Origin of the sequence: Pseudomonas sp. UME65, assembly GCF_014170225.1 — a bacterium.
Taxonomy (GTDB): Bacteria; Pseudomonadota; Gammaproteobacteria; order Pseudomonadales; family Pseudomonadaceae; genus Aquipseudomonas; species Aquipseudomonas protegens.
The window spans coordinates 352,205-365,000 of the sequence record NZ_LZZQ01000013.1 but is presented as its reverse complement, the minus strand read 5'-3'; the positions used below and the strand labels follow the sequence as shown (position 1 = coordinate 365,000).

Genomic DNA, 12,796 nt, shown 5'->3' with positions numbered 1-12,796 from the left:
TAAACTGCTTCTGAAAGCTTAGAAATGAGCATTCACTTTGAATGTTGATTTCTAGTCTTTTGATTAGATCGTTCTTTAAAAATTTGGGTATGTGATAGAAAGATAGACTGAACGTTACTTTCACTGGTAACGGATCAGGCTAAGGTAAAATTTGTGAGTTCTCTTTTAATTAAGAATGCAAATTTTCGGCGAATGTCGTCTTCATAGTATAACCAGATTGCTTGGGGTTATATGGTCAAGTGAAGAAGCGCATACGGTGGATGCCTTGGCAGTCAGAGGCGATGAAAGACGTGGTAGCCTGCGATAAGCTTCGGGGAGTCGGCAAACAGACTTTGATCCGGAGATCTCTGAATGGGGGAACCCAGCCATCATAAGATGGTTATCTTGTACTGAATACATAGGTGCAAGAGGCGAACCAGGGGAACTGAAACATCTAAGTACCCTGAGGAAAAGAAATCAACCGAGATTCCCTTAGTAGTGGCGAGCGAACGGGGACTAGCCCTTAAGTGGCTTTGAGATTAGCGGAACGCTCTGGAAAGTGCGGCCATAGTGGGTGATAGCCCTGTACGCGAAAATCTCTTAGTCATGAAATCGAGTAGGACGGGGCACGAGAAACCTTGTCTGAATATGGGGGGACCATCCTCCAAGGCTAAATACTACTGACTGACCGATAGTGAACTAGTACCGTGAGGGAAAGGCGAAAAGAACCCCGGAGAGGGGAGTGAAATAGATCCTGAAACCGTATGCGTACAAGCAGTGGGAGCAGACTTTGTTCTGTGACTGCGTACCTTTTGTATAATGGGTCAGCGACTTATTTTCAGTGGCAAGCTTAACCGAATAGGGGAGGCGTAGCGAAAGCGAGTCTTAATAGGGCGTCTAGTCGCTGGGAATAGACCCGAAACCGGGCGATCTATCCATGGGCAGGTTGAAGGTTAGGTAACACTGACTGGAGGACCGAACCGACTACCGTTGAAAAGTTAGCGGATGACCTGTGGATCGGAGTGAAAGGCTAATCAAGCTCGGAGATAGCTGGTTCTCCTCGAAAGCTATTTAGGTAGCGCCTCATGTATCACTGTAGGGGGTAGAGCACTGTTTCGGCTAGGGGGTCATCCCGACTTACCAAACCGATGCAAACTCCGAATACCTACAAGTGCCGAGCATGGGAGACACACGGCGGGTGCTAACGTCCGTCGTGAAAAGGGAAACAACCCAGACCGTCAGCTAAGGTCCCAAAGTTATGGTTAAGTGGGAAACGATGTGGGAAGGCTTAGACAGCTAGGAGGTTGGCTTAGAAGCAGCCACCCTTTAAAGAAAGCGTAATAGCTCACTAGTCGAGTCGGCCTGCGCGGAAGATGTAACGGGGCTCAAACCATACACCGAAGCTACGGGTATCACGTAAGTGATGCGGTAGAGGAGCGTTCTGTAAGCCTGTGAAGGTGAGTTGAGAAGCTTGCTGGAGGTATCAGAAGTGCGAATGCTGACATGAGTAACGACAATGGGTGTGAAAAACACCCACGCCGAAAGACCAAGGTTTCCTGCGCAACGTTAATCGACGCAGGGTTAGTCGGTCCCTAAGGCGAGGCTGAAAAGCGTAGTCGATGGAAAACAGGTTAATATTCCTGTACTTCTAGTTATTGCGATGGAGGGACGGAGAAGGCTAGGCCAGCTTGGCGTTGGTTGTCCAAGTTTAAGGTGGTAGGCTGGAATCTTAGGTAAATCCGGGGTTCTAAGGCCGAGAGCTGATGACGAGTTACCTTTTAGGTGACGAAGTGGTTGATGCCATGCTTCCAAGAAAAGCTTCTAAGCTTCAGATAACTAGGAACCGTACCCCAAACCGACACAGGTGGTTGGGTAGAGAATACCAAGGCGCTTGAGAGAACTCGGGTGAAGGAACTAGGCAAAATGGCACCGTAACTTCGGGAGAAGGTGCGCCGGTGAGGGTGAAGGACTTGCTCCGTAAGCTCATGCCGGTCGAAGATACCAGGCCGCTGCGACTGTTTATTAAAAACACAGCACTCTGCAAACACGAAAGTGGACGTATAGGGTGTGACGCCTGCCCGGTGCCGGAAGGTTAATTGATGGGGTTAGCTAACGCGAAGCTCTTGATCGAAGCCCCGGTAAACGGCGGCCGTAACTATAACGGTCCTAAGGTAGCGAAATTCCTTGTCGGGTAAGTTCCGACCTGCACGAATGGCGTAACGATGGCGGCGCTGTCTCCACCCGAGACTCAGTGAAATTGAAATCGCTGTGAAGATGCAGTGTATCCGCGGCTAGACGGAAAGACCCCGTGAACCTTTACTATAGCTTTGCACTGGACTTTGAATTTGCTTGTGTAGGATAGGTGGGAGGCTTTGAAGCGTGAACGCCAGTTTGCGTGGAGCCATCCTTGAAATACCACCCTGGCAACTTTGAGGTTCTAACTCAGGTCCGTTATCCGGATCGAGGACAGTGTATGGTGGGTAGTTTGACTGGGGCGGTCTCCTCCTAAAGAGTAACGGAGGAGTACGAAGGTGCGCTCAGACCGGTCGGAAATCGGTCGTAGAGTATAAAGGCAAAAGCGCGCTTGACTGCGAGACAGACACGTCGAGCAGGTACGAAAGTAGGTCTTAGTGATCCGGTGGTTCTGTATGGAAGGGCCATCGCTCAACGGATAAAAGGTACTCCGGGGATAACAGGCTGATACCGCCCAAGAGTTCATATCGACGGCGGTGTTTGGCACCTCGATGTCGGCTCATCACATCCTGGGGCTGAAGCCGGTCCCAAGGGTATGGCTGTTCGCCATTTAAAGTGGTACGCGAGCTGGGTTTAGAACGTCGTGAGACAGTTCGGTCCCTATCTGCCGTGGACGTTTGAGATTTGAGAGGGGCTGCTCCTAGTACGAGAGGACCGGAGTGGACGAACCTCTGGTGTTCCGGTTGTCACGCCAGTGGCATTGCCGGGTAGCTATGTTCGGAAAAGATAACCGCTGAAAGCATCTAAGCGGGAAACTTGCCTCAAGATGAGATCTCACTGGAACCTTGAGTTCCCTAAAGGGCCGTCGAAGACTACGACGTTGATAGGTTGGGTGTGTAAGCGCTGTGAGGCGTTGAGCTAACCAATACTAATTGCCCGTGAGGCTTGACCATATAACACCCAAGCAATTTGCTTAAGAAGCGAGTTGCGGTGTGTGAAGACGATACAAACCGAAAGTTTGCGAACACACAAAGCTATTACATACCCATTCGCTGGCACGTTGCATAAGCAACGGACTGGCTACCGAATTTCTTGACGACCATAGAGCGTTGGAACCACCTGATCCCATCCCGAACTCAGAAGTGAAACGATGCATCGCCGATGGTAGTGTGGGGTTTCCCCATGTGAGAGTAGGTCATCGTCAAGATTAAATTCCGAAACCCCAACTGCGCATGCAGTTGGGGTTTTGTTTTTGCGCGACATAAAAGCCCGGCGCTTTCTCTGTCACTGTTTGCTCGACCTGGCTGCCACTGCCCGGTGACAGTGCTAAGGTTCCGCCCTAGCTTTTTGCATTCTCCAAGGAAGCCTTTATGCCGGACGCCTCGTCCCTCAACCCTGGTTTCATGGTGGTTCACGGTAACCGCCTGGACGAGTTGCGCAGCCTGGTGGTCAGCTGGATGCGGCGTTATCCCCTGGCGCCCCTGGAAAATGAAATTGCCCTGGTACAGAGCAACGGTATCGCCCAATGGCTGAAACTGGCCCTGGCCGAAGACCCCGAAGTGGATGACGGCGGTGGCTGCGGTATTGCCGCTGCCATTGATGTGCAATTGCCGGGCAGTTTCATGTGGCAGTTGTACCGCCTGGTCCTGGGGCGAGACGAAATCCCGCCCAAATCCCTGCTGGATAAAGCTCCCCTGACCTGGCGGCTGATGCGCCTGTTGCCGGAGTTGATCGATGAGCCGCATTTCGAACCCCTGCAACGCTTCCTGACCCACGACAGTGACCTGCGCAAGCGCTATCAATTGGCCGAGCGTCTGGCCGATCTGTTCGACCAATACCAGGTCTATCGAGCCGACTGGCTGGAGGATTGGGCCGCCGGCCGCCATCAACTGCGCAATGGTCGTGGTGAAACCAAGGTCCTGACGCCTGCCAACTGCTGGCAGGCCGAGCTATGGCGCGCGCTGCTGTTGGATGTCGGCACCGAGGGGATGGCCCAGAGTCGCGCAGGCGTTCACCAGCGCTTTATCGAGCGGATCAACCAACTGGAGGTGGCGCCCAGTGGCTTGCCGTCCCGAGTGATCGTTTTCGGTATCTCTTCGCTGCCGGCCCAGGCCCTGGAGGCACTGGCCGGGTTGGCCCGCTTCAGTCAGGTGCTGCTGTGTGTGCACAACCCTTGTCGCCATCACTGGGCCGATATCGTTGCCGACAAGGACCTGCTGCGCCACCAATACAAACGCCAGGCGCGCAAGGCCGGCATGCCTCAGGCCCTGGATCCGCAAACCCTGCACCAGCACGCCCACCCGCTGCTGGCCGCCTGGGGCAAGCAAGGCCGTGACTACATCAACCTGCTGGACAGCTATGACGATCCCAACAGCTATCGCAGCGCTTTTCGCGATGGCCGGATCGATCTGTTCAGTGACAGCCAGCCGGCCAGCATGCTCCAGCAATTGCAGGACGACATTCTCGAACTGCGCCCGCTGAACGAAACACGTGAGTTGTGGCCGCAGGTCGATATCCTGCACGATCAATCGATCCGTTTTCACATTGCCCACAGCGCCCAGCGAGAAGTGGAAATCCTTCACGACCAGCTCCTGGCGCGCTTCAGTGCAGAGCCCGACCTGCGGCCCCGGGATGTGATCGTCATGGTCCCGGACATCGACAGCTACGCCCCGCATATCCGCGCCGTGTTCGGCCAGTTGGAACGGGATGACCGGCGCTTCATTCCCTTTACCCTCACTGACCAGGGCCAGCGTGGCCGTGACCCGCTGCTGATCGCCGTCGAACATCTATTGAAGCTGCCGGACAGTCGTTTTCCGGTCAGTGAGATTCTCGACCTGCTGGACGTTCCAGCCCTGCGTGCGCGTTTTGGCGTCGACGAAGCCGACCTGCCGACCCTGCACCGCTGGATTGAAGGTGCCGGCATCCGTTGGGGAATGAATGCCGAGCAGCGCGCAGAACTGGGGCTGCCCCCGGAACTGGAGCAGAACAGCTGGCGTTTCGGCTTGCGGCGCATGCTCCTGGGTTATGCCGTCGGCCGTTCCGACGCCTGTGACGGTATCGAGCCTTATGACGAGATCGGTGGCCTGGATGCGGCGCTGATCGGTCCCCTGGTCGCCCTTCTTGACGCCCTGCAGATCGCCTACCAGCAACTCACCCAGCCGGCGGTTCCGGCGGAGTGGGGCGAGCGCCTGCACAACCTGTTGGAACAGTTCTTCCTTGCCAGCAACGAGCACGATGATTACCTGCTGGGACAGCTCGACGACCTGCGGGAAACCTGGCTGGAAACCTGCGAGTCTGTGGGCCTGCAAGATCAGTTGCCGCTGACGGTGGTCCGCGAAGCCTGGCTGGCCGGCCTGGACCAGGGGCGCCTGTCCCAGCGTTTCCTCGCCGGAGCGGTGAACTTCTGCACCCTGATGCCAATGCGCGCCATCCCCTTCAAGCTGGTGTGCCTGCTGGGCATGAACGATGGCGATTACCCCAGGGCGCAGCCGCCTCTGGACTTCGACCTGATGGGGAGCGACTACCGCCCCGGCGACCGATCACGGCGCGAAGACGACCGTTACCTGCTGCTTGAAGCGCTGCTCTCGGCTCGTGACCAACTTTATGTCAGTTGGGTTGGCCGCAGCATTCGCGACAACAGCGAGCGCCCGGCCTCGGTCCTGATCGGCCAGTTGCGCGATCACCTGGCCAGCGGCTGGCGGCTGCCCAATGAGCAGGACTCCCTGCTGGAGGCCCTGACCCAGGAGCATCCCCTGCAACCCTTCAGTGCCCGCTATTTCCACGACAGCGACACGCTGTTCAGCTACGCCCGGGAGTGGCAAGTGCTGCATCAGGTCCGAGAGGAACTGGGCGCAGTCGAACGCCTGGAACCCTATGTCCAGGACGAGCCCCTGAGCCTTGCCCAGTTGCAGGATTTCCTGCGCAACCCGGTGCGGCATTTCTTCAGCCAAAGGCTCAAGGTGTTCTTTGAAGCCATGGAAGCACCGCTGGCCGATGAAGAGCCCTTCGTGCTCGATGCTCTACAGCGCTACAGCCTCAGCGACAGCCTGCTGGAAGCGGCGCTGGGCGACGCCGCGCAGCCCGAGCAAGCCTTGCAGGCCCAGGCCCAGAGGCTGCAAGCCAGTGGCCTGTTGCCCATGGCCGGTTTTGGCGAATGCCTGCAGCGCGAACTGCTGGAGCCCCTGCCGGACCTGTTGCAGCGTTATCGGCAACTGCTCGACCTGTGGCCGACCCCGGTAACCAGTGCGCTGCCTGTGAGCCTGGAACTGCAAGGCGTGCGCCTGGAAGGTTGGCTCAGCAGCCTGCACCAGCGAGCTGATGGCGGGTTGTTGGCTGTGAGCGCCATCCCCAACGGCATCGGCTCGACCAAGACCCGTAAATGGCATCGGCTGATCAAGCCTTGGGTCAATCATCTGCTGGCCTGCGCCAGTGGTTACTCCTTGACCACCGCGCTGGTGGCCAGCGATGACAGCCTGTTGTTGCCGCCGCTGGAGCAGGAGGTGGCCCGGCAGATTCTCGGCAACCTGCTGCAGGCCTGGCAGGCCGGCATGCGCCAGCCGCTGCCGGTGGCGATCAAGACCGCCTTCGCCTGGCTGGGCCAGAGCGACCCGGACAAAGCCGCGGCCGCTGCACGCAAGACCTACGATGGCGACGGCCAGAACAGCGAGGGCGAACGCCGGCAAAGCCCGGCCCTGGCCCGCCAATTCGCCGACTACAACGCACTGATCGCCGATGAAACCTTCAGCGGTTGGGCCGAGACCCTTTATCGACCCCTGTTGAATGCTCCCTGGCGTTCGGCGCTCGGCGAGGAGGCAGGCGCATGACTGCACAAGCTCCCCTGGCCCTGGCATTTCCTCTGCGCGGCAGCCAGTTGATCGAGGCCAGTGCCGGTACCGGCAAGACTTTCACCATCTCCGCGCTCTACTTGCGCCTGGTGCTGGGCCATGGCGGCGAGGCGGCGGGTTTCGAGCGTGAATTGCTGCCGCCGCAGATACTGGTGGTGACCTTTACCGATGCCGCCACCAAGGAATTGCGCGAGCGCATTCGCACGCGCCTGGCGGAAGCCGCGCGCTTCTTTCGCGATGAAACCAGCGCCCCCGATGGCCTGATCGCCGAGTTGCGTGAGCAATACCCCGTCGAGCAGTGGGCCGCCTGTGCCAATCGCCTGGACATCGCCGCGCAATGGATGGATGAGGCCGCGGTCTCGACCATCCACAGTTGGTGCCAGCGCATGTTGCGCGAACATGCGTTCGACAGCGGCAGCCTGTTCACCCAGACCCTGGAAACCGACCACAGCGACCTGCTGGGCCAGGTTCTGCGCGATTACTGGCGGCTGTTCTGCTACCCGATGCAGGGTGATGCCCTGAACTGGGTGCGCAGCCATTGGGTCGGGCCGGCCGAACTCATGCCCCGAGTGCGGGCAATGTTCGGCAACGAGCGTCGGGACCCACCCGAACAGACGCCGAGCGAGTTGATCGAAGCCTGCCTGCAAGAACGTCGTGAAGCCCTGGTGCAGATCAAGGCGCCCTGGCGCGAGTGGGCCGCGCAACTGCGGGAGATCTGCCTGCAAGGCGTGGCCAGCAAGAGCGTCGACGGGCGCAAGATGCAGGCCCGGTTCTTCGAGCCCTGGTTCGAAAAGATCAGTGCCTGGGCCGAGGACGAATCCGTCGAGCAGCTGGACATCGGCACCGGCTTCACCCGCCTGACCCCCGAAGGCATGAGCGAGGCCTGGAAAGGCGCGGCCCCCTATCACCCCGGGCTCGACGCCATGGCCGGGCTCAAGGCCAGCCTCGATGCCTTGCCCAGCCCGGATGCGGCGGTCCTGCAACACGCCGCGCAATGGGTGGGGGCACGTTTCGAAGAAGAGAAGCGGCGGCGCGCCGAGATGGGCTTCGACGACATGCTGCTGCGCCTGGACAGCGCCCTGCAGAGCGATGGCGGCGAGCGCCTGGCGACCCTGATCCGCGAGCAGTTCCCGGTGGCCCTGATCGACGAATTCCAGGACACCGACCCGGTGCAGTACCGGATCTTCGAAAGCATCTACCGGATCGAGGCCAACGACCCCGAGACCGGCCTGTTCCTGATCGGCGATCCCAAGCAGGCGATCTACGCCTTCCGTGGCGCCGATATCTACACCTACCTGCGGGCACGCCAGGCCACCAGCGGGCGCCTGCACACCCTGGGCACCAACTTCCGTTCCAGCCAGGCGATGGTCAGTGCGGTCAACCATGTGTTCCTGCAAGCCGAACAGCGGCCGCAGGGACAGGGGGCCTTCCTGTTTCGCGAAGCGGATGGCGAGAACCCGGTGCCATTCCTGGCGGTGGCCGCCCAGGGGCGCAAGGAGCAACTGCTGGTCGACGGCCAGCCGGTGCCGGCACTTAACTTCTGGCAATTGCCTTCGGAACAGCCGCTGTCCGGGGCCCTGTATCGCCAGCATCAGGCGGCGGCTTGCGCCACGGCGATTGTCGGCCTGCTCAATGGCGGCCAGCAGGGGCGCAGTGGGTTTGTCCGTGAGCAGCAAGCGCTGAAAGGCTTGCTGCCGGCGGATATCGCGATCCTGGTGCGCGATGGCAAGGAGGCCCAGGCCGTGCGCGGCGAGCTGGCCGCCCGCGGGGTGCGCAGTGTGTACCTGTCGGACAAGGACTCGGTGTTCGCCGCCCAGGAAGCCCGGGATGTGCTGGTGTGGCTCAAGGCTTGCGCCGAGCCGGACGTGGAGCGGCCGCTGCGCGCGGCCCTGGCGTCCCTGACCCTGAACCTGCCGCTGCTGGAGCTGGAGCGGCTTAACCAGGATGAACTGGCCTGGGAAGCGCGGGTCATGCAGTTCCGTGGCTACCGGGCGATCTGGCGCAGCCAGGGCGTGCTGCCGATGTTGCGGCGCCTGCTGCATGACTTCCAGCTGCCCCAGGCGCTGATGGCCCGCAGTGATGGCGAGCGGGTGCTGACCAACCTTCTGCACCTGTCCGAGCTGCTGCAACAAAGCGCCGCCGAACTCGACGGCGAGCAGGCCCTGATCCGCCATCTGGCCGAGCACCTGGCGCTGTCCGGGCAGGCAGGGGAGGAGCAGATCCTGCGCCTGGAAAGCGATGAGCAACTGGTCAAGGTGGTGACCATCCACAAGTCCAAGGGCCTGGAATACCCCTTGGTGTTCCTGCCCTTCATCTGTTCCACCAAGCCGGTGGATGGCAGCCGCTTGCCGCTGCATTACCACGATGCTGCCGGCAAGCCCCAGGTCAGCCTACGGCCCACCCCGGAGCTGATTGCCCTGGCCGATGAAGAGCGCCTGGCGGAAGACCTGCGGCTGCTCTATGTGGCCCTGACCCGGGCCCAGCATGCCTGCTGGCTGGGGGTGGCCGATCTCAAGCGGGGCAATCACAGCAGCTCGGTGTTGCACCTTTCGGCCCTGGGTTACCTGCTGGGCGGCGGCGATGTCCTGGGCGAATCCAGCGCCTTGTTGCGCTGGCTGCTGGACCTGCAGCAGGGCTGCGCTGCGATTGGCGTGTCCGAGCTGCCCGTCGTCGATGACCAGCGCTATCAGCCACCGCGCAACGAGGCCACCCTGCTGGCGCCGCTGACGCCCAGCCGTCGCGCCGCGGAAAACTGGTGGATTGCCTCCTACAGTGCCTTGCGCATCAGCGACATCCTGGGGGCGGGCAGCACCGAGGCGCCGGAAAACCCCCAGGCGCAGAAACTCTTCGACGACGAACGCCTGGACCCCGAAGCTCCTCGGGAAACCCTGGCCAGCGGCGGCGATATCCACCGCTTCCCCCGCGGCCCGAACCCCGGGACCTTCCTTCATGGCCTGCTGGAGTGGGCCGGGGAGGAGGGTTTTGCCGCTGCCCCCGAGGCGATCGAGGACGCCGTGGCCCGGCGCTGCAATCGCCGCGGCTGGCAAGGCTGGATCCCGACCCTGAGCGACTGGCTGCAGCACCTGCTGCAAGCGCCCTTGCCCCTGGGCGAGGGCCAGGCACCGGTGGTGCTCGGGCAGTTGACCCAGTACCGGGTCGAGATGGAGTTCTGGTTCGCCAGCCACAAGGTCGATGTGCTCAAGCTCGATGAGCGGGTACGCCAGCAAACCCATCAGGGCGCGCCCCGAGTCACGGCCGAGCCGGTATTGCTCAACGGCATGTTCAAGGGCTTTATCGACCTGACCTTCGAGCACCAGGGCCGCTATTACGTGGCCGACTACAAATCCAACTGGCTGGGCGCGGACGACGCGGCCTACACCGAGCAGGCCATGGAACAATCGATTCTCGACAACCGTTACGACCTGCAATACGTGCTGTACCTGCTGGCCCTGCACCGGCAATTGAAGGCCCGGCTGGCGGACTACGACTACGATCGCCATGTGGGCGGCGCCTTGTACCTGTTCCTGCGGGGCACCCGTGCCGCCAGCCAGGGGGCCTACTTCGCCCGGCCGCCTCGACAGTTGATCGAGCAACTGGACCGCATGTTCCAGGGCCAGCCCGAGCCACCCAAGGCCGAGCCCGCCTGGGAGCAGGGAGTGCTGCTATGACCCAGGACCTGTTCGATGCACTGGACCAGGCGCCGCAACCGGCCTTCGACCTGGCGCCCCTGAGCCGCGCCGACGACTTGCTGCTGTTGCTTGAACGCTGGGTCGAGCGCGGCTGGCTGCGTTCCCTGGACCGGGCCTTTGTCGGCTTCCTGCATGAGCTGGACCCGGGCTGTGATCCGCTGGTACTGATGGCCGCGGCCCTGACCAGCCATCAGCTGGGGCACGGGCATGTCTGCCTGGACCTGTTCGAAACCCTCAAGGAGCCGGACTTCGCCCTGTCGCTGCCGCCCGAAGGCGACGCACAAAACGGCGCACCGGCGCTGCCGTCCCAGGTGTTGATGGGGCTTGAAGGGGCGCACTGGTGCAAGGTCCTGGCCGGCAGCCGCCTGGTGGCCCTGGCGGCGGATCATGCCGAGTCTTCCCGGCAGCGGCCGCTGGTGCTGTCCGGCAAGCGCCTGTACCTGCGCCGCTACTGGGCCTATGAGCGGCGTATCGACAACGCCTTGCGCCAGCGCCTGGCCTTGGCCGAGGCCACCCCGGAAAACCTCGCGGTGCGCCTCGACGGGCTGTTCGGCCCGGCCAAGGCGGCGGGGCCCGTCGACTGGCAGAAACTCGCCTGTGCCCTGGCCACCCGGGGCGCCTTCAGCATCATCACCGGCGGCCCCGGCACCGGCAAGACCACCACCGTGGTGCGCCTGCTGGCCTTGCTCCAGGGCCCGGCGGTGGAAGCACGCAAGCCGCTGCGCATTCGCCTGGCGGCGCCTACCGGCAAGGCCGCGGCGCGCCTGACCGAGTCCATCAGCTTGCAGGTGCGTTCCCTCGCGGTGCCCGATGAGGTGCGGGAAATGATCCCCAGCGAGGTGACCACCGTGCACCGCTTGCTGGGCAATCGCCCGGGCACCCGGCATTTCCGCCATCACGCCGGCAACCGCTTGCCCCTGGATGTCCTGGTGGTGGACGAAGCCTCGATGATCGACCTGGAAATGATGGCCAACCTGCTGGACGCCTTGCCCATCCATGCACGCCTGGTGTTGCTGGGGGACAAGGACCAACTGGCCTCGGTGGAAGCCGGCGCCGTGCTCGGCGACCTGTGCCGTGACGCCGAGGCCGGTTGGTACAACCCGCAGACCCGGGCCTGGCTGGAGGCGGTCAGTGGCGAGAACCTGGGAGCCAGCGGCCTGCAGGAAGACAGCGCCCACCAGCATCCCCTGGCGCAGCAGGTGGTGATGCTGCGCCATTCCCGGCGTTTCGGCGAAGGCAGCGGCATCGGCCAGCTGGCGCGTTGGGTCAACCAGCAGCAGGCCGATGAAGCCCGGCGCCTGCTGGCGGCTCGCAGCCATGCCGACCTGTATGGCCTGAGCCTCAAGGGCGAGCAGGATCGGGCCCTGGAGCGGCTGCTGCTGGAGGGCCATGGCGAGGGGCCGCAAGGCTACCGCCACTACCTGAATGTACTGCGCAGCCAGCGCCCGCCGCCGGGTACGCCTCTGGAGGATCGGCGCTGGACCGACTGGGCGCGCCATGTCCTGCAGGCCTTTGATCGCTTCCAATTGCTGTGCGCGGTGCGCAAGGGCCCCTGGGGTGTCGAAGGCCTGAACCTGCGGATCACCCAGGCGCTGTTCAAGGCCCGGCTGATCGACAGTGACCAGCAATGGTACGAGGGCCGCCCGGTGCTGATGACCCGCAACGATTACGGCCTGGGCCTGATGAACGGTGATATCGGCATCGCCCTGAAACTGCCTGAGCAGGAAGGCTCGGAGGCGGGGCGTCAGGTGCTGCGCGTCGCCTTTCCGCGCAACGATGGCCAGGGCGGGGTGCGGTTGGTGCTGCCAAGCCGGCTCAATGACGTGGAAACCGTTTACGCCATGACTGTGCATAAGTCCCAGGGCTCGGAGTTCGCCCACACCGCGTTGATCCTGCCCGACGCTTTGAACCCGGTGCTGACCAAGGAGCTGATCTACACCGGTATCACCCGGGCCAAGGACTGGTTCAGCCTGATCGAGCCCCGTGCCGGAGTGTTCGAAGAGGCTGTTCGGCGCAAGGTCAAGCGTCTGAGCGGGTTGATGCTGGAGTTGGACTGACGCCCATGTTTCCGGCTTTTCTCAGGCATCGTGC

General features: G+C 61.6%; 3 protein-coding genes and 2 rRNA genes. All 5 read left to right on the top strand.

The genetic code is table 11. From position 1 onward, the window contains the following. The first annotated feature begins 233 nt into the window (after nt 1–233). The 5 genes from A9971_RS16445 to recD all read left to right on the top strand — a co-directional run bounded on the left by A9971_RS16445 (nt 234) and on the right by recD (nt 12,762). A 23S ribosomal RNA gene (locus A9971_RS16445) occupies nt 234–3,125 on the top strand. A gap of 138 nt (nt 3,126–3,263) precedes the next feature. Beyond that, nucleotides 3,264–3,379 (top strand): 5S ribosomal RNA (gene rrf / locus A9971_RS16440). 163 nt (nt 3,380–3,542) lie between these two features. Continuing rightward, entirely contained in the window at nt 3,543–6,995 is a 3,453-nt protein-coding gene (gene recC, locus A9971_RS16435; RefSeq protein WP_183001299.1) for an exodeoxyribonuclease V subunit gamma, read from the top strand. Beyond that, nucleotides 6,992–10,684, top strand: a complete 3,693-nt coding sequence (recB, locus tag A9971_RS16430) for an exodeoxyribonuclease V subunit beta (RefSeq protein ID WP_183001300.1) — start codon at nt 6,992–6,994, stop codon at nt 10,682–10,684. The genes recC and recB overlap by 4 nt, the downstream gene beginning before the upstream one ends. Then, nucleotides 10,681–12,762: an exodeoxyribonuclease V subunit alpha gene (gene recD / locus A9971_RS16425; RefSeq protein ID WP_077933301.1), complete on the top strand. Its 2,082-nt coding sequence runs from the start codon at nt 10,681–10,683 to the stop codon at nt 12,760–12,762. Before recB ends, recD begins: the two co-directional genes overlap by 4 nt. Nucleotides 12,763–12,796: the final 34 nt, after the last annotated feature.

Coding starts and splice junctions, on each gene's coding strand:
- recB (WP_183001300.1), top strand. CDS start 6,992: ATGACTGCACAAGCTCCCCTGGCCCTGGCATTTCCTCTGCGCGGCAGC.
- recD (WP_077933301.1), top strand. CDS start 10,681: ATGACCCAGGACCTGTTCGATGCACTGGACCAGGCGCCGCAACCGGCC.
- recC (WP_183001299.1), top strand. CDS start 3,543: ATGCCGGACGCCTCGTCCCTCAACCCTGGTTTCATGGTGGTTCACGGT.